18 protein-coding genes are annotated in these 23,587 nt (G+C 42.0%); 12 read left to right on the top strand and 6 right to left on the bottom strand.

The genetic code is table 11. The features are described from left to right. Positions 1–3: 3 nt before the first annotated feature. Positions 4–225 (bottom strand): DUF2892 domain-containing protein, encoded by a 222-nt coding sequence (locus NSU13_RS03310; RefSeq protein WP_024424522.1) that lies wholly within the window; start codon positions 223–225, stop codon positions 4–6. A gap of 125 nt (positions 226–350) precedes the next feature. On the opposite strand from NSU13_RS03310, the gene NSU13_RS03315 reads away from it, so the two are divergent. Together NSU13_RS03315 and NSU13_RS03320 are read left to right on the top strand one after the other, a co-directional pair. Continuing rightward, the gene (locus NSU13_RS03315) at positions 351–2,093 is read left to right on the top strand and encodes an adenine deaminase C-terminal domain-containing protein (RefSeq protein WP_024426688.1); all 1,743 of its coding nucleotides are present in this window, start codon (positions 351–353) and stop codon (positions 2,091–2,093) included. Between the two features lie 561 nt (positions 2,094–2,654). Further along, positions 2,655–2,969 carry a YerC/YecD family TrpR-related protein gene (locus tag NSU13_RS03320; RefSeq protein ID WP_024424524.1) on the top strand — a complete coding sequence of 105 codons (315 nt, stop codon included), beginning with the start codon at positions 2,655–2,657 and terminating at the stop codon, positions 2,967–2,969. Between the two features lie 251 nt (positions 2,970–3,220). On the opposite strand, the gene NSU13_RS03325 is transcribed toward NSU13_RS03320, so the two are convergent. Beyond that, positions 3,221–4,801, bottom strand: a complete 1,581-nt coding sequence (locus NSU13_RS03325; RefSeq protein ID WP_046314119.1) for an FMN-binding glutamate synthase family protein — start codon at positions 4,799–4,801, stop codon at positions 3,221–3,223. Between the two features lie 139 nt (positions 4,802–4,940). Here NSU13_RS03325 and NSU13_RS03330 point away from each other — a divergent pair, with 139 nt between their 5' ends. After that, positions 4,941–5,171 (top strand): hypothetical protein, encoded by a 231-nt coding sequence (locus NSU13_RS03330; RefSeq protein WP_046314118.1) that lies wholly within the window; start codon positions 4,941–4,943, stop codon positions 5,169–5,171. Between the two features lie 46 nt (positions 5,172–5,217). Here NSU13_RS03330 and NSU13_RS03335 read toward each other — a convergent pair whose 3' ends face one another. After that, the gene (locus NSU13_RS03335) at positions 5,218–5,577 is read right to left on the bottom strand and encodes a DUF2283 domain-containing protein (protein WP_231293956.1); all 360 of its coding nucleotides are present in this window, start codon (positions 5,575–5,577) and stop codon (positions 5,218–5,220) included. A gap of 264 nt (positions 5,578–5,841) precedes the next feature. Between NSU13_RS03335 and NSU13_RS03340 the strand changes: the two genes are divergently transcribed. The 5 genes from NSU13_RS03340 to NSU13_RS03360 all read left to right on the top strand — a co-directional run bounded on the left by NSU13_RS03340 (position 5,842) and on the right by NSU13_RS03360 (position 13,208). Beyond that, a complete protein-coding gene (locus NSU13_RS03340) occupies positions 5,842–6,534 on the top strand; it encodes a heptaprenylglyceryl phosphate synthase (RefSeq protein ID WP_081124061.1) in 693 nt (230 codons plus the stop codon). A 57-nt stretch (positions 6,535–6,591) separates the two neighbouring features. Further along, positions 6,592–8,814 (top strand): DNA helicase PcrA, encoded by a 2,223-nt coding sequence (gene pcrA, locus NSU13_RS03345; protein ID WP_041116090.1) that lies wholly within the window; start codon positions 6,592–6,594, stop codon positions 8,812–8,814. A 40-nt stretch (positions 8,815–8,854) separates the two neighbouring features. Beyond that, positions 8,855–10,861: an NAD-dependent DNA ligase LigA gene (gene ligA / locus NSU13_RS03350; RefSeq protein WP_046314111.1), complete on the top strand. Its 2,007-nt coding sequence runs from the start codon at positions 8,855–8,857 to the stop codon at positions 10,859–10,861. Positions 10,862–10,903: 42 nt separating this feature from the next. Next, positions 10,904–12,073 carry a CamS family sex pheromone protein gene (locus NSU13_RS03355; RefSeq protein WP_231122822.1) on the top strand — a complete coding sequence of 390 codons (1,170 nt, stop codon included), beginning with the start codon at positions 10,904–10,906 and terminating at the stop codon, positions 12,071–12,073. A 127-nt stretch (positions 12,074–12,200) separates the two neighbouring features. Then, the gene (locus NSU13_RS03360) at positions 12,201–13,208 is read left to right on the top strand and encodes a phosphotransferase (protein WP_342489849.1); all 1,008 of its coding nucleotides are present in this window, start codon (positions 12,201–12,203) and stop codon (positions 13,206–13,208) included. A gap of 43 nt (positions 13,209–13,251) precedes the next feature. Here the strand turns inward: NSU13_RS03360 and NSU13_RS03365 are convergent, their stop codons facing one another. Further along, positions 13,252–13,950 carry an MgtC/SapB family protein gene (locus NSU13_RS03365; protein WP_169510856.1) on the bottom strand — a complete coding sequence of 233 codons (699 nt, stop codon included), beginning with the start codon at positions 13,948–13,950 and terminating at the stop codon, positions 13,252–13,254. A 161-nt stretch (positions 13,951–14,111) separates the two neighbouring features. Next, positions 14,112–15,593 carry a sodium/proline symporter PutP gene (putP, locus tag NSU13_RS03370; protein WP_034282812.1) on the bottom strand — a complete coding sequence of 494 codons (1,482 nt, stop codon included), beginning with the start codon at positions 15,591–15,593 and terminating at the stop codon, positions 14,112–14,114. Positions 15,594–16,016: 423 nt separating this feature from the next. Here putP and gatC point away from each other — a divergent pair, with 423 nt between their 5' ends. From gatC to gatB, 3 genes are read left to right on the top strand one after another with little or no spacing between them, the layout of a single operon-like run. Further along, the gene (gene gatC, locus NSU13_RS03375) at positions 16,017–16,307 is read left to right on the top strand and encodes an Asp-tRNA(Asn)/Glu-tRNA(Gln) amidotransferase subunit GatC (protein WP_024424549.1); all 291 of its coding nucleotides are present in this window, start codon (positions 16,017–16,019) and stop codon (positions 16,305–16,307) included. A 14-nt stretch (positions 16,308–16,321) separates the two neighbouring features. Further along, complete coding sequence (gene gatA / locus NSU13_RS03380) at positions 16,322–17,779, top strand: Asp-tRNA(Asn)/Glu-tRNA(Gln) amidotransferase subunit GatA (protein WP_342489850.1); 1,458 nt, start codon at positions 16,322–16,324, stop codon at positions 17,777–17,779. A gap of 13 nt (positions 17,780–17,792) precedes the next feature. Then, positions 17,793–19,223: an Asp-tRNA(Asn)/Glu-tRNA(Gln) amidotransferase subunit GatB gene (gatB, locus tag NSU13_RS03385; RefSeq protein WP_024424551.1), complete on the top strand. Its 1,431-nt coding sequence runs from the start codon at positions 17,793–17,795 to the stop codon at positions 19,221–19,223. Between the two features lie 180 nt (positions 19,224–19,403). Here gatB and NSU13_RS03390 read toward each other — a convergent pair whose 3' ends face one another. Beyond that, complete coding sequence (locus tag NSU13_RS03390) at positions 19,404–20,249, bottom strand: TetR/AcrR family transcriptional regulator (protein WP_342489851.1); 846 nt, start codon at positions 20,247–20,249, stop codon at positions 19,404–19,406. A gap of 131 nt (positions 20,250–20,380) precedes the next feature. Between NSU13_RS03390 and NSU13_RS03395 the strand changes: the two genes are divergently transcribed. Next, a complete protein-coding gene (locus NSU13_RS03395; protein WP_342489852.1) occupies positions 20,381–23,581 on the top strand; it encodes an efflux RND transporter permease subunit in 3,201 nt (1,066 codons plus the stop codon). Positions 23,582–23,587 lie beyond the last annotated feature (6 nt).

Raw genomic sequence — 23,587 nt, forward strand, 5'->3', positions numbered from 1 at the left:
GCCTTACTCAGCCTTCTCTTTATGTGTGTCCTGCTGCTCACACATATATGTCACTGGACAAAAACGAAGAATGCCAGATCCCAGTTTCATACCGCCAAACATGATGCCCAAAAGCAGCATTTTACTCCATGGTTTTCTAGCATATAAGGATCCAGCCACAGTACATATTGTCATTCCGCAGGCAATTCTAATGAGCGCTTCCATTAAGCCGAGATTAGGTTTCATTGAAGGTGAATCTCCTTTTTTAAATTATTTTAAGTGTGATTTCAAGAAATTGTAACGTTTCATTAATGCGTAACGTAGTTCGTTATGTTACGATAGGGCTAATACAAATGAAGGAGAGTATGTGAATGTCCGAACGTACTTTTAATTGGAGAAACAATGACATCCGCACACAAATCGATGTAGTCGACTCAAAAATAGTTCCAACACTCCTTTTAACGAATGGACTCGTGCTTAACCCGTTTTTGAAGCAATGGGTGAAGGCAAATATTTGGATACATGATGATCGAATTGTTTATGTCGGAGCAGAGCTTCCTCAAAATAAATCAGCTAAACGTGTGATTGATTGTGAAGGGAAATACATTGTGCCTGGGTATATAGAGCCTCACGCGCATCCGTTCCATATTTATAATCCCCAATCACTTGCAGAATATGTGTCTCAATTTGGCACAACAACGATGGTCAGCGATAACTTATTTCTTCTTTTGCAAAGCAATGAAAAGAAAGCGCTTTCCACCCTATGTGAATTAAAAAAGCAGCCATTTCAGTATTTCTGGTGGTCCAGATACGATCTTCAAACGGAAGTCAGATATGAAGATGAGATGCTGCCAGTCAACTACCGGAAGGAATGGATTGATCATCCTGACGTCCTCCAAGGCGGCGAATTAACAAGCTGGCCAAGATTGATGGACGGTGATGATCTCATTTTATATTGCATGCAAGAAACAAAGAAGCAGAGAAAACGAATTGAAGGGCATTTCCCTGGAGCTTCTGAGAAAACGCTAACAAAAATGAAGCTGTTTGGCGCGGACAGTGATCATGAAGCGATGAATGCCGACGATGTGTTAAAACGCTTGTCCCTTGGCTATCATGTTTCATTGCGGCATTCTTCCATCCGTCCAGATTTAGTGAACATTTTAAGAGAACTGCATGAGCGTGACTTTAGACACTATGATCACTTTTTCTATACAACAGATGGTGCTGCCCCTCACTTTTATGAGGAAGGCATGATTAACCGTTTGATTTCGATTGCCCTTGAAGAAGGCGTGCCGATCATTGATGCGTATAATATGGCGACATTTAACATTGCAAAATACTATCAAATTGATGATTTACTAGGCGTTGTTGGCCCAGGCCGGCTGGCTTCTTTGAATATTTTAGATGATCCAATGAACCCAAATCCTGAAACGGTCATATCTAAAGGGGTTATTCTCAAATTAGATGGCGAGAACCAGCATCAATTCCAAGAAACAAAATGGGAAAATGGCGGGCTTGCTCCATTAGATTTAAGCTACGACCTCACGATGAGTGATTTGCAATTCTCTATGCCGCTAGGTGTGAAGATGAGAAATGCTGTCATCATGGAGCCTTATACAGTGGAAATTGATAACTCAATCAACCAGCTGTCATGTGACCATGATCAAAGCTTCTTTAGCCTGATTGACCGAAAAGGTGAGTGGCGTGTGAATACGATGCTAAAAGGGTTCGCAAATAAAGTGCAGGGCTTTGTCAGCTCATTTTCGCTCACGGGTGATATTTTAGTGATCGGGAAAAATAAAGAAGATATGATGCTGGCACATAAGCGGATGAAAGAAATTGGCGGGGGAATCGTACTCACAGAGAACGGGAAAATTTTGCACGAAATTCCGCTGCAATTATCAGGCTGTGCATCGGCTGAACCGTTTGAGACTGTTCTTCAGCAGGAACAAACATTACGCGAGCTGCTCATTGAGCGCGGCTATCCATTTGACTGCCCAATTGATACACTTGTCTTTTTCCAAAGTACACATTTGCCGTATATTCGAGTGACACCAAGAGGAATATTTGATGTCATGAAAAAAACTGTACTCTTTCCGTCTATAATGCGTTAAAATATAACAGAGTGGAGCTGTATCATCTTTGCCGCATTTCTGACTGCTGTTATAGGGCAGAAGTGAGCCATGGTTCTCTTCACTGCCATGTAAGTGATCATGATCTTATGTGGAGCTGTTGACAAAGCAGAGGGCTTTGACATGACGAATGAAGTACTCTAATTGTAAAATGAATTTGCCGGTTACGCTGACCGGCCAACATATTTTGAATAACCCGAGCAAGGCGGGGCGCATATTTGTGGTCTCGCCGAGCTTTCCGTAAAGCCTGTATATGAGGGCAGAAGACCTAACCAAGCAGAATTCATCTTTATACCGGAAGCAAACAAGTTTGTCAGATTGTCATACAAGGAAAATGACAGAACTTGTCGAATTTGTTTACGATAAAGAAGCTTCGGCTTACGAAAGAACCTGACGGCATTTTCAGCGTAGAACCAAACCTGTCATGATCTGTTCAAAGCTCATTGCTGAGGTTTTAAAAAAATTAGTCAGGAAAGATACCGCTTTCTTAGAAGAAGATCGTGCGAAGCGGTGTGGCAATAGTAAAGGAGAAGATGTATTAAGATGCAAATTGATAAATTAAGGGGCAAAAGCTTAGATCAGTTATTCAACTCCATCTTATCCCTTAAAGACCTGGAAGAATGTTATCGATTCTTTGATGATTTATGTACCATCAATGAAATCCAATCTTTATCACAGCGTCTTGAAGTAGCGCGTATGCTTCGTGAGGGAAACACGTATCATAAAATTGAGACGGAAACAGGTGCAAGCACTGCAACCATCTCACGTGTCAAACGCTGCTTGAACTATGGCAACGATGCCTATACGATGGCACTTGACCGCGTAGCAGAACAGCAGGAAAATAACGAAACAAAATAAAGCAGCTTTCACTGTAAACAATCCTTTTCACGAAAAATGGACTTGTTTGCAGTTTTTTTATGAAAAGGCGGGCAGGGGCTGATAAAGTGTCCCTGTTTTTTTACTTTAGCTCGCCCATCAACCATCTTTCTCCTTCATAGGAGATGCCGTCTTCGCTTGAGATGATTTCCTTAAACTCTACTGTTTGCAAACTTAGTACGCGATTGATCAAAAATATTAACAAAAAAGGCGCGTTTCCGCACCTTTTCGAGCTAGACAGATGGCTGTGTGCCTGAGAACATCGGCACTTCGCTTGTCTCGCCATTCTCTTGTCTAAAAATAATATGTTTTTCATTAAAATGAATAGGCGATTCTAGACCCGCAGCTGCGGATAAATTAAACAAACCTTCTCTAAGAGACAGGATATAATTGCACACTCGGTATTTTTTTTCTTCAATCGATAAACCCTTTTGCAGCTTTGGATCAGTCGTGGCGACCCCGACCGGGCATTTATTCGTGTGGCAGACTTGGGCGCGAATGCATCCGACTGAAAACATGAGACCTCTGGCAATATTCACAAAGTCAGCTCCCATTGAAAGGGCAATCGCAATTTTATCAGGCGAGAGAAGCTTGCCAGAAGCAAAGAGCTTCACCTGATGTCTGACACCGTATTCTTTCAATATTTGATGAACCATTGGGAGCGCCGTGAAAATCGGCAGCCCTGCGGAATCCGCCAATTCATGAAAGGACGCCCCTGTACCGCCTTCTCCGCCATCCACTGTAATGAAATCAGGGTGTTTCCCGCTTTTTTTCATATAGCTGGCGAGCTCTTCAATATTTTCTTTATGTCCGACAACAAGTTTGATTCCAACTGGCTTTCCGCCTATACTCCGCAGCTGTTCAATGAAATCAAACATGTCAGGAATGGAGTGGAACATCTCAAAGCGGTTTGGGCTGTCAATGGATTGGTGAGGCGGCAATTTACGGATATTCGCTATTTCTTCCGTCACCTTTTCGCCGTCAATATGACCGCCGCGTGTTTTTGCTCCTTGTGCCAGCTTGAGTTCAAATGCTTTGACTTCCTCGTGTTCGCTTTTTTTCTTGAATTCTTCAAAGGAAAATGCGCCATCCTCTGTTCTAACGCCAAATAAACCAGGCCCAATCTGGCAAATGATATCTGCGCCGCCTTTGAGGTGATAAGGAGAAAGCCCGCCTTCACCTGTGTTCATCCACGTCCCGCCGGCCATTTTTAATCCTGAAGATAGAGCTGTAATCGCCCTGTCGCCTAAGGAGCCGTAGCTCATGGCAGATTGACCGATCAGTCCTTTCACATGGAAAGGCTTTTGACATGTATGTTCGCCAATGACTTGTACATCCTCTTGATGAAGAAAGTAAGGATTTGCTTCGACTTCTTTGACATGTTCACTTCTTCTCAGTAAATTGTCTTGATCAATCTGATACACTTTCGTTTTGATTTTTTCAGATTGATCGATGCGAAGTTCATTTCGCTGCTTTGGAAACAAAACGTTTCGAATGTAATAGCCTGGCTTGTCAAAATCACGTTTTGATCCAAAGCCCATCGTCCGGCTTTTGTACTTCCCTGACATGACCGCCTGCTCGTATTCTCTTCTTGAGAAGGGCAGTTCCTCTCGGTCATTCAGAAACAGATATTGGCGAAGCTCAGGTCCTATTTTTTCAAAGATAAACCGCAGCTTTCCAATGACCGGATAATTTCGCAGAACTGAATGTTCTTCTTGTTTTTCATCCCTCATCCAAATCCAGATCAATAGAATGATTGGGATGATCAAACAAATGACTAGCAATGCGCCGATGACAATTAAAGTTGTTGTCACGAAGATCCCCTCTTTTCTCTTTCATTGCTGTTGTTATTCCACTTTTTAATGAAAGAGAAACCACATCAGCATATTGTGACGTTTAGAAATGAAAAGGCGGGGTAACTTACAAATAAGATCATAAGGGGAGGGAACATACATGAATAAGCGTCCAAATGCGTATGTACTTGCAGGATTAGGGGTTGGAGGAGCTGTGTTATTAGCGGTAAAAAATAAACAGCATCTGAAAAAATGGGCAGGCATGTTCCGGTCAGATGAAAAGGTTCCTGAAAAAGCCGGCCACCCAGATCCATTAGATATCCAAGACAACAAGATGGTCGACGAAGGGGCCATGACATCCGTCCATTATTTTAATGAAGTGAGACAATAATTTGAAAAAACCGTTTTGAAAGATCAAAACGGTTTTTTCTTGTTTATCATTTGACGTTATATCGAATTGGATCGACAATAGTAAAACCGATCAGCCCATTGTGATCAGGTGTTGAGAATTGGAATTCAACGCCTGACAGTTGATAGGTTGAGAGAATTTCCTGATCCGTCAAACGTAAAGAAAGCTCATCCTCATAAACCGGTGTGTTCCGCAGGACTTCGGATTCTTCTGAAAATAACTCCAAGCCAGCCACTCGGCCCTCTTGGTCGATATCTACATTGACACATTCATTTACATCTAATTCAATGGTTTCTTTGATTTTCATATGCTCCGCTTGCGGGGTGATATAGATGTATCCGATGTCTATATTTTGTTCATATGTAATCGTTCTTTTCAACTGAGTCACCTCTGCTTAATAGATGGTTTTTAAATCTATAGTAAAATATTCCTTTATTGTATAATAGCATGTGACAAAGTGCCAAAATAACAACCTCTTTCAGCTCCTCTTTGAGTGAATTTTTTAACTATTCTCCAGCAATTTTTTCTAAAGTCACAATCACCCATTTTCAAAAGAATGAAACTTTTAGCTAAAGGAGGTTACCCATTTTTTGCGGCCTTTGATTTTGTTATAATATTTAAATGGAATGAAACGAATGGAGGAACGTTTTTCATGTATGATGTTACCGAGTGGAAGCATGTCTTTAAACTCGATCCAAATAAAGAAATTTCCGATGAACAGCTAGAAGCGATTTGCGAATCTGGGACGGATGCCATATTGATTGGCGGAAGTGATCATGTGACAGAGGACAACGTGCTTCAATTGATGTCAAAGGTCCGCCGGTTTCTAGTGCCATGTGTGCTCGAAATCTCCACACATGAGATGATTGTGCCTGGCTTTGATCTGTATTTCATCCCGACCGTTTTAAACAGCTCTCATCCTGACTGGATTGTTGGGCTGCATAAGGACGCAATGAAGGAATTCGGTGATTTGATGTCAATGGAAGAGATTGTGCCTGAAGGTTATGTCATCTTAAATGAAGATTGTAAAGCGGCCAAGCTCACAGAGGCAAATACAGCGCTGGATATCGATGACGTCAGGGCATATGCAAGAGTGGCAGAGCATTTGATGAAGCTGCCCGTTTTTTATCTGGAATACAGTGGAACGCTTGGAGACATAGAGCTTGTCAAAGAAACAAAAGCAGTGCTTGATGAAACAGTTCTTTTTTATGGCGGCGGCATCGAGAACGCTAAGCAGGCAAAAGACTTCTCCCAGCATGCAGACGTCGTGGTTGTAGGAAACGTCATTTATGACAATTTCAAAGAAGCATTAAAGACAGTGGATGCAGTCAAAAAGTCATCATAGTCAAATAAGACGAAACGGGTTAAAATAGAACATAAGTTCGAATTGGCGGTGAATGGAATGAATGAAATATCGAATCATCTATTAGAAGGGCTGAATGACGCGCAGAAAGAAGCAGTCAAAGCAACAGACGGTCCTTTATTGTTGATGGCAGGAGCAGGAAGCGGGAAGACACGGGTGCTCACACATCGAATTGCCTACTTAATGGCAGAAAAGCATGTGGCTCCGTGGAACATTTTAGCGATTACATTTACAAATAAAGCAGCACGTGAAATGCGTGAACGTGTCCAAGCTATTTTAGGGCCTGGCGCAGATGACATCTGGATCTCTACGTTCCACAGCATGTGTGTCCGTATTTTAAGACGTGATATTGACCGCATTGGTGTGAATCGCAACTTCTCTATTTTAGACACATCTGACCAGCTTTCAGTTATTAAAAACATTTTAAAAGAACGGAATATCGATCCTAAAAAGTTTGACCCGCGCAGCATTTTAGGTTCCATCAGCAGTGCAAAAAACGAACTCATTGACGCAGAGGAATACGCCAAAACAGCTGGTGATTTCTATGATCAAGTGGTCAGCGATGTCTATACAGATTATCAAAAGCGTTTACTCAAAAACCAATCACTCGACTTTGATGATTTAATTATGATGACAATTCGTCTGTTTGAGCGCATTCCTGAAGTATTAGAGCACTATCAGCGGAAATTCCAATACATTCATGTAGATGAGTATCAGGATACGAACAGAGCACAGTACATGCTTGTGAAACTGCTCGCGCAGCGCTTTCAAAATATATGTGTTGTCGGTGATTCGGATCAGTCTATTTATCGCTGGCGCGGAGCGGATATTACAAACATTCTCTCCTTTGAAAAAGATTATCCATCCAGTGAAGTGATTCTGCTTGAGCAAAATTACAGATCGACGAAACGCATTTTGCAAGCCGCAAATACGGTCATTCAAAACAATGCAAACCGGAAGCCGAAAAATCTTTGGACAGAAAATGATGAAGGAGCGAAGATTGCCTATTATCGTGCAGATAATGAATTTGGTGAAGGACAATTTGTCGCAGGAAAGATTCGTCAGCTTCATCAGAGCGGAAAGCGCAAATTATCCGATTTTGCGATCCTTTACCGGACAAATGCTCAGTCTCGTGTCATAGAGGAAACGTTAATGAAAGCCAACATTCAGTACAATATTGTCGGCGGCACGAAGTTCTATGACAGAAAAGAGATCAAAGACATTTTGGCATACTTACGCCTAGTGGCAAACCCAGATGACGATATTAGTTTTGCACGAATTGTCAACGTACCAAAGCGCGGAATCGGTGCGACATCTGTTGATAAAATTGCAGCATATGCTGAGATGAATGACCTGTCTATGTTTGAAGCACTTGGTCAGGTGGATTTCATTGGACTGAGTGCACGGGCAGCCAATGCGCTTGATGAGTTCAAACAGCTCATTGATCAAATGACGAACATGCAGGACTATTTATCTGTCACTGAATTAACAGAAGAAATTCTAGAGAAAACAGGCTATCGTGAAGCGCTGAAGCTCGAAAAAACGATTGAAGCACAAAGCCGCTTAGAAAATATTGACGAGTTTCTATCCGTCACTAAGAATTTTGAAGAACAAAATGAGGACAAGTCACTTGTGACCTTCCTGACAGATCTCGCCCTCGTCGCAGACATTGATAAGCTGGATGAGAATGAAGAAGAAGATCAGGATGCCGTCATCTTAATGACACTTCACGCTGCAAAAGGTCTAGAATTCCCTGTTGTTTTCTTAATGGGAATGGAGGAGGGGGTCTTCCCGCACAGCCGTTCATTAATGGAAGATGCAGAGATGGAAGAAGAGCGCCGCCTGGCTTATGTAGGCATCACACGGGCTGAAGAAGAGCTTTATTTATCAAGTGCAAAAATGAGAACACTTTTCGGCCGGACGAACATGAACCTTGAATCAAGATTCATTCGAGAAATACCAGCCGATTTATTGGACAACCTAAATGAGAAAAAAGAAACAAAAACACCGTTTGGCCAAACAAGAGAAAGACCGCAAAGACGGGGACCAGTCTCACGTCCGCAAACACAAACGATTCAAAACACAGGCGGCGGCAGTATTGGCTGGGCTGTGGGCGATAAAGCGGCCCATAAAAAATGGGGCGTTGGTACGGTTGTCAGTGTGAAAGGCAGCGGAGACAGCACAGAGCTTGATATTGCGTTCCCAAGCCCTACAGGCATTAAGCGTCTTCTCGCAGCATTTGCACCAATCGAGAAGCAATAAACTGATAGGACAAAACGAATGAATTGAAAGGAAGAAGCAGATGGATAAAGAAGCAGCGAAACGCCGGATCGAGGAACTGCACCAGATTTTGAATCAATACAACTACGAATATCATACACTTGATCGTCCAAGTGTTCCTGACGCTGAATATGATGCGCGGATGCGTGAGCTGATTTCTCTGGAGGAAGAGCACCCTGATTTAAAAGCAGCGGATTCTCCTTCACAAAGAGTAGGCGGCGCTGTTTTAGACGCCTTCCAAAAAGTGCGTCACGGCACACCAATGCTCAGCCTTGGGAATGCGTTTAATGAACAGGACCTTCTTGATTTTGACCGCCGGGTTCGTCAAGCAGTCGGTGACGATATCGCATATAATGTCGAGCTGAAAATTGATGGACTCGCTGTTTCTCTCCGTTATGAAAATGGCGTGTTTGTCCGAGGAGCGACACGCGGAGATGGAACAACGGGGGAGGATATTACTGAAAACCTCAAAACGATTCGTTCCATCCCGCTTAAAATCAAACGCCCTCTGTCGATTGAAGTGAGAGGCGAGGCATTTATGCCAAAACCTTCTTTTGAAGCATTAAATGAAAAAAGAATACAAAACGAAGAAGAGCCGTTTGCAAACCCGCGTAATGCGGCTGCAGGTTCACTTCGTCAGCTTGATACGAAAATTGCAGCGAAACGAAACCTTGATATATTCGTCTACAGTATAGCGGAGCTTGATGAAATTGGTGTTGAAACGCAAAGCGCAGGACTTGATCTTCTCGACGAACTTGGCTTTAAAACAAACAAAGAAAGACGGATGTGCCAAACGATCGAAGAAGTCATCGACCTTATTGAAACATTAAAAGTAAAGCGTGCCGATTTTTCATATGAAATCGATGGAATTGTCATTAAAGTCGATTCACTGGCTCAGCAGGAAGAACTCGGCTTTACAGCAAAAAGCCCGCGCTGGGCGGTTGCGTACAAGTTTCCGGCTGAAGAGGTCGTAACGAAGCTGCTTGATATTGAACTAAGCGTCGGACGTACAGGCGTGATTACACCAACAGCGATTCTTGAGCCTGTCAAAGTAGCAGGGACGACAGTGCAGCGTGCATCTCTTCATAATGAAGATTTGATCAAAGAAAAGGATATTCGCTATTTTGATCAGGTGATTGTGAAAAAAGCCGGCGATATTATTCCTGAAGTCGCAGGTGTCCTTGTCGATCAGCGTACAGGCGAAGAAAAGCCGTTTCACATGCCAACTGAATGTCCAGAGTGTCATAGTGAGCTGGTGCGAATCGAAGGAGAAGTGGCCTTGCGATGCATCAATCCAGAATGTCCTGCCCAAATACGTGAGGGTCTCATTCACTTCGTTTCCCGTAATGCAATGAATATTGATGGGCTTGGCGAGCGGGTCATTACACAGCTCTTCAAGGAACAGCTCGTTTCTCGTGTGTCAGACCTTTACCGATTAACAAAAGAAGAGCTGATTCAGCTTGAACGAATGGGCGAAAAATCTGTCGACAATTTACTGCGTTCGATTGAGCAGTCGAAAGAAAACTCTCTTGAGCGTTTACTATTTGGACTCGGCATTCGATTTATTGGTTCAAAGGCGGCTAAGACCTTGGCGATGCATTTCGAAAACATCGATCAATTAAAGCAAGCAACGAAAGAACAATTACTTGAAGTCGACGAAATTGGTGAAAAAATGGCTGATGCCGTCGTCACGTACTTTGAGAAAGAAGAAATACTTGATCTGCTGAACGAACTAAAAGAGCTTGGAGTCAATATGACCTATACAGGGCCAAAGCCGGTAAAAGCAGAAGAAAGTGATTCCTATTTTGCAGGAAAAACCATTGTGCTGACAGGAAAGTTAGAAGAAATGGCTCGAAACGATGCAAAAGCAGCGATCGAAGCATTAGGCGGCAAGCTGGCAGGCAGTGTGAGTAAAAAAACAGATCTAGTCATTGCCGGAGAAGCAGCGGGGAGTAAGCTGACAAAGGCAGAAGAACTCAATATTGAAATTTGGGACGAAGCTAAAATGCTCGAGGAGCTAAAGAAATAAGAGGAGTGTTTTCTATTGAAAAAGTTGTTATTGCTGCTGACAATGCTCACACTGGTATTGTCAGCGTGTGCACCTTTTGGGGGAAAGGAAGAGGAAGAGGTCACACAAAAAACGGATGAAACGAAGGAAACAAAGGAAACAGCCATCATCCCGATGTACAATATCTCAGACTCCTATTACAAAATGGTGCTGCCGTTTAAACAAGGAGCTGCGAGAGGTTTAACAGCGGAGCGTCTCAACACACGCTTGGACATTGATGAATTTGAAACAGGACTCATGCGCCTCGCAACAGAGTCATTTAATACAAACGACTATCTTTTCCAAGAAGGACAGCATTTAGATGAGGACACCGTTCTCAGCTGGCTGGCACGCAAAAAAACAGGCAGTGATCTGAAAAAGGCAGAAAAAGAAGATAAAGACTTTAAGAATCTAGGCTTAAATCCTGCTCTTCCAAACTCAGGTTCAACAAAGTCTAAAAATGAAAATAGTCCTATCTACTTAGCTTCGATGCTAGAGCATAATTACTTAATTCGAAAAGACAAAAACAGCTTACAGCTTGGCGGAGTTGTCATTGGTCTTGCACTGAACTCTGTTTATTATTACCGTGAAAAGATCGGTGACCCGCAGCAAGAGGTGACCATCGATTCATCGAAAAATTCAAAGAAACTTTTGGCAGAGGGTGAAAAAATCGCTGAACAAGTGGTCAAGCGCATTCGTCAAATGGACGGACTGCAAAAAGTGCCTGTCATGATTGCCCTTTATAAGCAAGCACCAAAATCATCTATCGTTCCAGGCAACTTTATCGCCAAAACGGATGTGAAGGCAGGCTCTGCTGATATCGGAAATTGGGATACGCTCAATGAGGAGAATGTATTCTTCCCTTCAGATAATGCGAAAAGCAGCTACAAAGATGATTCAGAGCGATTTGACCGCTTCAAGACAAAGGTCGAAGACTACTTCCCGAATTACACTGGTGTTGTAGGAAAAGGCTTTTACAAAAACGGCAACCTGCAAAAAATGAAAATCGAAATTCCAATGCAGTTCTATGGAAAAACGGAAGTCGTAGCCTTCACACAATATTTAACCGGTGAAGTCATGGATTATTACAAGAGTACCAATATTGAAATCAACATCACATCTTCTGATCAACAAGAAGCCCTGATCACGAAAAATGCTGAAGACAAAGAACCGACTGTTCATATATATGACTAAATAAGAGGGATTTCCAAACTCTTGTCAAAATATTAGTAGAAACCAAGAAGAAAGGCAGGTATGTTGATGCTCGTATAATGCTGATTACCGTCAAGAACATTTAAAAAGACGATAAAGGAGAATCAGCATGCATAAAGAAGTAAAAGCACGATACGATGAACAGAAAGTCTTAAAGAAAGCGGCTCACTTGTATAAATTTCAGCTTGACCAAGTCACATTTCTAGCCGATGCAGAAAATTATGTGTATGAATATAAGGCAATGAATGGGGAGAATTATATATTAAAAATCACCCATACCATTCGTCGTTCACCCACATATATTTTAGGAGAAATGGACTGGATTCGATTCCTGTCTCATCATGGTATTTCCGTAGCAAAGCCGATTTCATCAGCAAGAGGAAAAGACGTTGAAACCATTCCTGATCAAGCCGGAGGCGCATTTTTACTCCGTGTGTATGAAAAAGCACCGGGGAGAAAAGTGAATGAAGGAGATTGGAATGGGGAGCTGTTTGAAGCGTTAGGGTCCTATACAGGACGAATGCATCAAATAACAAAACGATATCAAGTAAAAGATCCTCTTTATAAGCGTCAAGAGTGGTATGAAGAGGAGCAATTAAAGCTTGATCAATATATTCCGTCTGATCAAACGGTTGTTTTGCGAAGAAAAGATGAACTGATGCAAAAGCTTCACCAGCTCCGAATTTCGAAGGATGTGTATGGGCTGGTGCATGCCGATTTGCATCACGGGAACTTCCATTATCATCAAGGAGAGATTATCGCATTCGATTTTGATGATATTGGATATCACTGGTTTATCAATGATATTAGTATTTTGCTATACAATGTTCTTTGGTATCCAGTGATTCCATATGATGATAAAGCTGAATTTACGGCAGAATTTATGAGTCATTTTTTAAAAGGCTATCGACAGGAGAATGAGCTTGATGACGTGTGGCTGGCAACAATCCCTGATTTTCTCATGCTGCGTCATATGCTTATTTATGGGCTTTTACATCAAGCATTTGATCTCCAAACAATGACTTCTGACCAAAAAGCCATGCTGTCATGTTTTCGAAAGGAAATTGAGCAAAAAACACCAATTACTCCTTTTGACTTTCAACAGCTGGCCCGATAAAAGAAACCCCTTGCTGTGTCAAACAGCAAGGGGTTTTTTATGACTACACCGTATCACACTTCACGCCAACGACGCCTTCTAGATCTTTAATATCAAAGTACACATCGGTTGTATAGCGGTCTTTATGCACTCGTACACGTACTTCCATGATCGGATAGTCCTTTTCTTTTAAATCATCAATTCGTACAGAATGAATGCGGATATTGAGGGCTTTCATTTCTTTTAAAATATCGGTCATGCGGTTTCGGTCAGAAAGAGACATTCTGATGCGGATTTCTTTTTCCTGCAGGCGAATCGGTCCGATCCGCTGGAAGAGCCATGGCAGGAATTCGACACTAATGAGAATAAAGAAAAGACTGAGGAAGGCTTCTTTATAAAATCCTGCACCTGTTGCAACCCCAAGTCCTGCTGCTCCCCATATCATCGCAGAAGTCGTGAGTCCTGAGATGACATCATTGCTTTTTCGAAGAATCACACCTGCTCCAATAAAACCAACACCAGATATAATTTGCGCCGGTAACCTGAGTGGGTCCATTTGAAGCTTAGAGACTCGAGGGAAATTGTAGGCTGCATCAATGCTGATGATGGTTAAGACGCAGGAGCTGACAGCAATGACAATACACGTTTTTAAGCCGAGGGGCTTTTTCTTCAGCTCTCGTTCAAGCCCGATAATCAGACCGATTAAGGTGGCCACGGCTAATTTTAAGACTGTATCCCATTCAATTGTCCAAAACATGCGTATCGCTCCTTTCACTTCATGTACGTTTCACAACATGTATATGATCTTCTCACAGCCCATATGGCTGCACAACTCTTATTTTATTCAGTTTCTGAAGAAAGAAAAGCTTTTTATTTTATTTAAAAAGAGAGTCATCCGCATAGGGCAGATGACTCTTCAATTCTTTATTTTGTTTCTTCTTCAAGATGATCTTCCATTTTGTGAAATAGCTGTTTTGATGCTTTTGACGGCTTACTTGTCAATAAGCTCACAATAATGGCAGCTAATCCACTAAGGGTAAAGCCTGGAATCATTTCATAAATACCTGTGGCATGGTTGAGGCCTGTTGTAATCCATGTCAGAACCACGACTGCACCAACGATCATTCCAACTAGGGCACCGTGATGATTCATTCGTTTCCAGTATAGGCAAAGCAAGATGACTGGACCGAATGAAGAACCAAATCCTGCCCACGCATAACCGACAAGGTCAAGAATGGTGTCACTTGGGTTAAGTGAAAGGCAGAGAGCAATCACAGCGACAACGAGTACAGACATCCGGCCAATCATGACGAGCTCTTTGTCTGATGCTGTTTTTCTAAAGAACGTTCTGTATAGATCCTCTGTCATGGCACTTGCTGTGACAAGCAGCTGTGACGAAATTGAACTCATAATCGCAGCTAAAATGGCAGAAAGTAAAAATCCAGTGATATATGGATGGAACAATACTTTAGAAAAAACGATAAAGATGGTTTCAGGATCAGCAAGATTCATACCCGTTTCATGAACATAGGCAACACCCACTAAACCGACAGACAGTGATCCAATCACTGAAATAATCATCCAGCTCATTCCAATTCGGCGTGCTGGTTTTAAATCTTTAACAGACGTAATGGCCATAAAGCGCACGATAATATGCGGCTGTCCAAAGTAACCTAGTCCCCAGGCAAGGAAGGAAATAATGCCAATGACGCTCGTTCCTCTAAAAATATCAAGCAATTTAGGGTCAATCTGTTGAATATCTTGGAATGTAGCAACAGGTCCGCCTAATTGTGTAAAGGCAACGATCGGCACGAGCACTAATGCTAAAAACATGATAGCTCCTTGGACAAAGTCCGTTAAGCTCACTGCCAAAAATCCGCCGAACAATGTATACAAAATGACAATACTTGACGTCAAAATCAGTCCAAACATGTAGTGAGCACCGAATGCTGACTCAAATAAACGTCCGCCTGATACCATCCCAGACGATGTATACAGCGTAAAGAAAATTAAAATGATGACGGCTGAAACAGCTTTTAATAAAGCAGATGATCCTTTGAATCGTTTATCAAAGAAATCAGGAATCGTAATCGCATCATCCGCAATCTCTGTATAAGAACGTAAACGAGGTGCAAGAATGAGGTAGTTCAAGTAAGCACCAACGATTAAACCAATCGCAAGCCAGGCTGTCGATAAACCTGTTTTATACATCTCACCTGGCACACCCATCAGCATCCATCCGCTCATGTCCGCAGCACCTGCTGAAAGGGCTGTAACGAACGGGCCAAGCCCGCGTCCGCCAAGCATATAATCATTTAAATCATGTGTTTTCCTGAATGCATACCAGCCAATGGCAAGCATCCCGATAAAATAAATAGATAAGGAAATTGTAACTTCAATACTCATTTTCTGTTCTCACCTTTTTCGTATTAATTTGACATCACCTCAATCAAAATATACAGAAGAGCGATGGCAGCTTTTTTGCCTGACTGTCCCGCTCACTGCTATGGTTACTTAACCTAACAGAGTATTCCCAAGTGATCAACCTGCCTAAACCTCTTCATTTTGAAGAAAAAATGGACAGATCGGTGATAAGAACCAGTATGTAAGCGATTACAAAAATAAACAAAAGTAAAAATTTTCTGAAAAATAAAGAGTCACTTGATGAACATTTCATTTATTGGTTTGATAAGAAGACGTTTTCAAGAAAACGAACCTTTCACCGCACCTTCGTAAAGTTGCTTTAGAACAGTAAAATTTGATATGATAAAGTGTATATGACTTATGATCATGACCACGAGTACGCATCATTTTTGGAGGTGAACCTGCATGTCAAGAATTTCAATAGAAGAAGTCAAGCACGTTGCCCATTTAGCAAGGCTTGCGATTACAGAAGAAGAAGCTGAGATGTTTACAGAACAGCTTGATAGCATCATTTCATTTGCAGAGCAGTTAAACGAGGTAGATACGGAAAACGTTGAACCTACTACACACGTATTAAAAATGAAAAACGTCATGAGAGAAGATGTTCCGAATAAAGGTCTTTCCATTGAGGCAGTCGTCAAAAACGCGCCTGATCATAAAGACGGTTATATTCGTGTGCCATCAATTTTGGACTAAAGGAGGCCCGAGACATGTCACTGTTTGATCACAAAATTTCTGAATTAAAAGAGCTTTTACATAAAAAGGAACTGTCTGTTTCTGATTTAGTGGACGAGTCTTATAAACGAATCAATGAAGTAGACGGGAAAGTACAAGCATTCCTTGCACTGGATGAAGAAAAAGCACGTGCGTATGCAAAGGAATTGGACGAGGCAGTTGGTGAAAAGGACGAGCTTGGCCTATTGTTCGGTATGCCGATCGGTGTGAAAGATAACATTGTTACAAAGGATTTGCGTACAACAGCTTCAAGTAAAATCCTGCAAAACTTTGATCCGATTTATGATGCAACCGTTGTGAACCGCTTAAGAGACGCAGAAGCAGTCACAATCGGTAAATTAAATATGGACGAATTCGCAATGGGATCTTCTACGGAGAACTCAGGCTACAAAGCGACGAAAAACCCATGGAATTTAAACACCGTTCCAGGCGGATCAAGCGGTGGATCAGCAGCTTCTGTTGCAGCAGGTGAAGTACCGTTCTCACTTGGTTCAGATACTGGCGGTTCTATTCGTCAGCCGGCATCTTTCTGCGGGGTTGTCGGTCTTAAGCCGACATATGGTCGTGTATCCAGATACGGATTAATCGCATTTGCTTCATCATTAGACCAAATTGGTCCGATTACACGTAATGTAGAGGACAACGCATATGTTCTTCAAGCGATTGCTGGTGTCGATCAAATGGACGCAACAAGCGCAAATGTCGATGTCCCAGATTTTATTTCTTCATTAACTGGCGACATCAAAGGCTTGAAAATTGCTGTGCCGAAAGAATACCTTGGCGAAGGTGTTGGCGAGGAAGCAAAAGAATCTGTTCTTCAAGCGTTAAAAGTATTAGAAGGACTTGGTGCTTCGTGGGAAGAAGTGTCTCTTCCGCATTCTAAATACGCGCTTGCGACTTACTACTTACTGTCTTCTTCAGAAGCATCTGCAAACCTTGCTCGTTTTGACGGCATCCGCTATGGCTACCGTACAGATAATGCAGACAACTTGATTGATTTATACAAAAATACTCGTTCTGAAGGCTTCGGAGACGAAGTGAAGCGCCGCATCATGCTTGGTACATTCGCGCTAAGCTCAGGATATTACGATGCGTACTATAAAAAAGCGCAAAAAGTCCGTACATTGATCAAAAAAGACTTTGAAGATGTTTTCGAAAAGTATGATGTCATTGTAGGACCAACAACGCCGACTCCTGCATTTAACATTGGTGAAAAGACAAGCGACCCGCTAACCATGTATGCAAACGATATTTTAACGATCCCTGTTAACCTTGCAGGCGTTCCAGGAATCAGTGTGCCTTGTGGGTTTGCAAATGGCCTTCCGTTAGGACTGCAAATCATCGGCAAGCACTTTGACGAAGGAACAGTGTACCGCGTGGCTCACGCTTTTGAGCAAGCAACAGATCATCATAAAGCAAAACCTGAACTGTAAGGGGTGAATCAGAATGAACTTTGAAACGGTAATTGGACTTGAAGTCCACGTAGAGCTAAAAACACAATCGAAAATTTTCTCAAGCTCGCCGACACCTTTTGGTGCAGCTGCCAACACGCAAACAAGTGTCATCGACCTTGGATATCCTGGCGTACTGCCTGTACTGAACAAAGAAGCGGTGAACTTTGCGATGAAAGCGGCCATGGCGCTGAACTGTGAAATCGCAACAGATACAAAATTTGACCGTAAAAACTACTTCTATCCTGATAACCCAAAGGCGTATCAAATTTCTCAGTTTGATAAACCGATCGGTGAAAACGGCTGGATTGAAATTGAAGTAGAAGGCAAAACAAAACGAATCGGTATTACGCGTCTCCATTTGGAAGAGGATGCAGGGAAACTGACGCACACAGGCGACGGTTACTCACTCGTCGATTTCAACCGTCAAGGCACACCGCTTGTTGAAATCGTATCTGAGCCAGACATTCGCACGCCAGAAGAAGCGTATGCTTACTTAGAGAAATTAAAATCCATTATTCAATATACAGGCGTTTCTGACTGTAAGATGGAAGAAGGCTCACTTCGCTGTGATGCCAATATTTCTCTTCGCCCAATCGGCCGTGAAGAGTTTGGTACAAAGACAGAGCTCAAAAACTTGAACTCATTCGCTTTCGTACAAAAAGGCCTTGAATTCGAAGAAAAGCGTCAAGAGCAAGTATTGCTTTCTGGCGGCTTGATTGAACAGGAAACCCGCCGTTATGACGAAGCGTCTAAAAAGACGATCCTGATGCGTGTCAAAGAGGGATCTGATGATTACCGCTACTTCCCAGAACCGGATTTGGTGGAACTATACATTGATGACGAGTGGAAAGAACGCGTAAGAGCATCGATCCCAGAGCTTCCAGACGAGCGCCGCAAACGCTATATCGATGAGCTTGGACTCCCTGCATACGATGCAATGGTACTCACGCTGACGAAAGAAATGTCTGATTTCTTTGAAGCGACCATTTCAGAAGGTGCAGAAGCGAAGCAAGCATCGAACTGGCTCATGGGTGAAGTATCTGCTTACTTAAACTCTGCTCAAAAAGAGCTGGACGATACAAAGCTAACGCCGCAAGGACTTGCTGGCATGATCAAGCTTATTGAAAAAGGAACAATTTCCTCTAAGATTGCGAAAAAGGTATTCAAAGAGCTCATTGAAAATGGAGGAGATGCAGAAACAATCGTCAAAGAAAAAGGACTTGTCCAAATTTCTGACGAAGGTGCACTGCTCAAACTTGTCACAGAAGCACTTGATAACAACCCGCAATCCATTGAAGACTTTAAAAATGGTAAAGACCGCGCGATTGGTTTCTTAGTCGGACAAATCATGAAAGCATCGAAGGGCCAAGCTAACCCGCCGATGGTGAACAAGATTCTCCTTGAAGAAATCAAAAAACGCTAAATCTCAAAAAAACCGCCTGATGAAATAGGCGGTTTTTTTGCTTGAAATGACAGGGTCTTAACATAGATTCAGACCACCGCCGTATATCAATTTAGAGAATCTTTTCTTATAATGAAGCATAAGCGAAAGTGCACATTCGAAGGGGGAAAGGTGAGCTAAATCGAAAAACAGCACGACATGTTACTGAAGAAACAGCTTCAATTGCTCCACTGCTCTTAGAACAGCAGGCTCCTCACACTTTTCTAAATTCGTCAGCATTCCTTGGATGACTGGCTTTCGAGGTTCAGCTTTTGCCAGCTCTTCTTCAATCACTTCAATGGATACAACGGTATCATCTGAAAGCAGATGCTCAAGCTTTAACAAGCGAAGCTCCTCTTGAAGGGAAGCAGCACTCGGCGCTTCATCATCCCAAATGCTTTGCTTCAAAATCGGCTTCGTCTGAGAACGAAGCAAGCCGTGAACCAGATCATCAAACCGTTCGAGTATAAAGGATGAGAGCTCATCAAATGATAATTTCATTTGATCCTGTAAAAGCAGAACCTGCACATATGATTGGATAATTCCTTGAATCATGACTGACAGGTCAGTTATATATGGTTCGATTTCCTGTCCATAAGTGGTCAAGATGGAAATTTGAATTTCATCGTTCATTTGCTTTTTCACAGTTTTTGAATACTTTTTAATCTGCTGGTTTTCCGGAATAATGTTCTCGCTGAGGATCAGAATGATAAAATCCTTGTTCTCAGCAAAATGCTGAAACTGTTCAGAGATTTGTTTCTGAAAGATCTCTCTCGGCGCGAGATGCTGATTCTCTTTTCGAATCATTTCGATAGTTTGCATCGAAGTGTCGATATAATATTCAAACGCTCGGTTGAAAAGCTGTTCTTTTGATTTGAAATGTAAATAAAATGCGCCTTTTGATATTCCGCATTCATCTGCAATTTCCTGAATGGTCGTAGAAGAAAAACCCTTTTTCGCAAACAATTGGATGCTTGCTTTAATGATTTTTTCTTTTTTTTCGTTCATGAAATAAGGCCCCTTCAGCTTTAGAATGTTACGTCAAACGCAAGTGAAATGGTTGACGGCATTGTATATCACCGTTTATTATGATATAGAATGACCAGTCAGTCAATACATAAAGGAAAATGGAGGATATAATGAATTCGATCATCAATTTTGTATTAAAGAATAAGTTCGCTGTATGGCTCATGACGATTATCGTAACAGTTGCTGGTCTATATGCCGGATTGAATATGAAACAAGAATCAATCCCTAATATCAACACGCCAGTCATTACGGTTTCTACAACGTACCCTGGCGCAACGCCGGACGAAGTATCAGATAAGGTGACAGATCCAATTGAAAAATCGATTCAAAACCTCAATGGGGTCAGCGTGGTCACTTCTAATTCATTTGAAAATGCATCATCCATTCAAATCGAGTACGATTACAACAAAGACATGGATGAAGCAAAAAAGGAAATTGAAGATGCGATTAGCAATATCGATTTCCCTGAAAATGCAGAAAAACCTAAAATCGCACGCTTTAGTATTAATGCGATTCCAATCCTAGCTCTTAGTGTCTCTGGTGATAAAGAATCATTACAAGACCTTACACAAAAAGTAGAAAATGATCTCGTTCCTTCACTTCAAGGATTAGACGGTGTCTTTTCTGTCGAAACTTCAGGACAGCAAATCAAAGAAGTAGAATTTTCGTTTAAACAAAAGAAATTGAAAGAATACGGTCTAGATGAAGATACCGTCCAAAACATGATCAAAGGCTCTGATGTGAATGTACCATTAGGTCTATACACATTTGGCAACAAACAAAAATCAGTTGTCGTGGACGGCAATATTTTAAGCGTCAAAGATTTGAAAAACATGCGTATTCCAGTCACACCAAGTGCAGGCGGCGGTGCGGGAAGCGCTGGAGCTGGAGCACCTTCTAACGGCTCAGAAAACCCAGGTGCGCAAGGTGCGGAGCAGCAGGCTGGAAGTGCAAGTCAGCAGCAAGCAGGTGCAGCAAGCAGTCAATCTGTAGAGCTGCCGACGATCAAGCTATCTGAGATAGCAGATATTAAAGTCGTAAAAGATGCAGAATCGATCTCTAGAACGAACGGAAAAGACAGTATCGGTCTGCAAATTGTTAAAGGTTCTGATGCCAACACAGTGAGTGTAGCAGAAGAAGTGACAAAAGAGCTTGAGAAATTTAAAAAAGACAACAAAGGCATCAAAGTAAGCACCACATATGATCAAGCAGGACCGATTAAAGAGTCTGTCAGCACAATGCTGAACAAGGCGATCATCGGAGCAATCTTTGCGATCATTATCATTATGTTGTTCCTTCGAGATATCAAATCAACATTAATTTCGGTCATTTCCATTCCGTTATCTCTGTTGATTGCTGTTTTATTATTAAATCAGCTGGATATTACATTAAATATCATGACACTTGGTGCCATGACCGTCGCCATTGGGCGTGTTGTCGATGACTCGATTGTGGTCATAGAAAACATCTATCGACGAATGGCATTAAAGGATGAACCATTAAAAGGCAAGGCACTCGTCAGAGAAGCCACAAAAGAAATGTTTATCCCGATTATGTCTTCGACTATTGTGACTATTGCAGTATTCTTACCGTTAGCATTAGTAGGTGGAATGATTGGTGAACTATTCATCCCATTTGCCCTAACGATTGTGTTTGCGTTACTTGCTTCACTGCTTGTCGCCATTACAATTGTTCCAATGATGGCACACAGTCTATTTAAAAAGAATCTCTACGGCACAGCGAAAAAAGTAAAAGAACATAAACCAAGCAAACTTGCTGGCGGTTATAGACGTGTACTTAATTGGACACTCAACCATAAATGGATCACATCAGGAATTGCCATTCTTATGCTTGTCGGAAGCTTATTCTTAGCACCACTTGTCGGTGTCAGCTTCTTACCACAGGAAGCAGAGAAAACGGCCATGGTGACATACACGCCAGAGCCTGGACAAACGAGAGAGCAAGCAATTGATGAAACGAAAAAAGCTGAAGATTATTTGATGAAACGTGATCATGTCAATACAGTTCAGTATTCACTAGGCTCTTCAAATGCCATGACAGCAAGTGTTGGCGGTAACTCTAACGGTGCATTATTCTTCGTACAATATGATGATGACACGCCAAACTTTGATAAAGAAAAAGATCGCGTGGTCAAAGCTCTGCAAGATAAAGCATCTAAAGGGGAATGGAAATCACAAGACTTCTCATCTGCTGGTGCAAGCAATACGGTGACGTACTATGTGTACGGGGATAAAGCAAGTGATATTGAAGGCACAGTAAAAGATGTTGAGAACATCTTAAAAGATGAGAAAAACCTGAAAAATGTCAGCACAAGCTTATCTGAGAAATACGACGAATATACGTTTAATGCAGATCAAGAAAAACTAGCGAAACTAGGTCTAACTGCTTCACAAATCGCTCAAGCGATTGCACCTCAAAATAGTGAAACAACACTGACGAAAGTCACAGAGGACGGCAAAGAACTTGATGTGAAGCTTCAAACGGAAAAAGATGAATATAAGAGCAAAAAAGATTTAGAAAATAAAAAGATCACCACACCAACAGGGCAAGAAGTCCGTATTGGTGATGTCGTCAAAGTAAAAGATGGTACGACAGCAAATACAGTGACAAAACGTGATGGGAAAATCTACGCAGAAGTGTCTGGTGACATGACAACAGAAGACGTCTCAAGTGTAACGCAGGATGTTCAGAAGAAAGTCGAAAAGCTTGATCTAAAATCTGGCGTAACGATTGACACAGGCGGCGTAAGTGCGGATATTGAGGAATCCTTTACACAGCTTGGCCTTGCAATGCTTGCAGCGATTGCCATTGTGTATCTCGTTCTCGTCATCACATTTGGCGGAGGACTTGCACCATTTGCGATTCTCTTCTCACTGCCATTTACGATTATTGGCGCACTGCTTGGATTGTTTATAGCAAAAGAAACCATCAGCTTAAATGCCATGATTGGATTGCTCATGCTGATCGGGATCGTTGTAACAAATGCCATTGTCTTGATTGACCGCGTAATTCATAAAGAAAAAGAAGGTCTCTCAACAAGAGAAGCATTACTTGAAGCTGGTACAACAAGATTACGTCCAATCTTAATGACGGCACTTGCGACAATTGGTGCACTGCTGCCACTCGCATTAGGATTTGAAGGCGGAAGCCAGATCGTATCAAAGGGACTTGGCGTAACCGTAATTGGCGGTTTAACAAGTTCTACACTTCTCACATTGGTCATCGTCCCAATCGTGTATGAAATGTTAAGCAAGTTTAGACGTAAGAAAAAGTACGCAGAAGAAGAATAAGAGGAA

Source organism: Bacillus sp. FSL M8-0049, assembly GCF_038593355.1.
Classification (GTDB): domain Bacteria; phylum Bacillota; class Bacilli; order Bacillales; family Bacillaceae; genus Bacillus; species Bacillus safensis.

Excerpts from the sequence above, each read along its gene's own strand:
- NSU13_RS03310 (WP_024424522.1), bottom strand. The coding sequence starts at position 225 with ATGAAACCTAATCTCGGCTTAATGGAAGCGCTCATTAGAATTGCCTGC.
- NSU13_RS03315 (WP_024426688.1), top strand. The coding sequence starts at position 351 with ATGTCCGAACGTACTTTTAATTGGAGAAACAATGACATCCGCACACAA.
- NSU13_RS03320 (WP_024424524.1), top strand. The coding sequence starts at position 2,655 with ATGCAAATTGATAAATTAAGGGGCAAAAGCTTAGATCAGTTATTCAAC.
- NSU13_RS03330 (WP_046314118.1), top strand. The coding sequence starts at position 4,941 with ATGAATAAGCGTCCAAATGCGTATGTACTTGCAGGATTAGGGGTTGGA.
- NSU13_RS03340 (WP_081124061.1), top strand. The coding sequence starts at position 5,842 with ATGTATGATGTTACCGAGTGGAAGCATGTCTTTAAACTCGATCCAAAT.
- pcrA (WP_041116090.1), top strand. The coding sequence starts at position 6,592 with ATGAATGAAATATCGAATCATCTATTAGAAGGGCTGAATGACGCGCAG.
- ligA (WP_046314111.1), top strand. The coding sequence starts at position 8,855 with ATGGATAAAGAAGCAGCGAAACGCCGGATCGAGGAACTGCACCAGATT.
- NSU13_RS03355 (WP_231122822.1), top strand. The coding sequence starts at position 10,904 with ATGCTCACACTGGTATTGTCAGCGTGTGCACCTTTTGGGGGAAAGGAA.
- NSU13_RS03360 (WP_342489849.1), top strand. The coding sequence starts at position 12,201 with ATGCATAAAGAAGTAAAAGCACGATACGATGAACAGAAAGTCTTAAAG.
- putP (WP_034282812.1), bottom strand. The coding sequence starts at position 15,593 with ATGAGTATTGAAGTTACAATTTCCTTATCTATTTATTTTATCGGGATG.
- gatC (WP_024424549.1), top strand. The coding sequence starts at position 16,017 with ATGTCAAGAATTTCAATAGAAGAAGTCAAGCACGTTGCCCATTTAGCA.
- gatA (WP_342489850.1), top strand. The coding sequence starts at position 16,322 with ATGTCACTGTTTGATCACAAAATTTCTGAATTAAAAGAGCTTTTACAT.
- gatB (WP_024424551.1), top strand. The coding sequence starts at position 17,793 with ATGAACTTTGAAACGGTAATTGGACTTGAAGTCCACGTAGAGCTAAAA.
- NSU13_RS03390 (WP_342489851.1), bottom strand. The coding sequence starts at position 20,249 with ATGAACGAAAAAAAAGAAAAAATCATTAAAGCAAGCATCCAATTGTTT.
- NSU13_RS03395 (WP_342489852.1), top strand. The coding sequence starts at position 20,381 with ATGAATTCGATCATCAATTTTGTATTAAAGAATAAGTTCGCTGTATGG.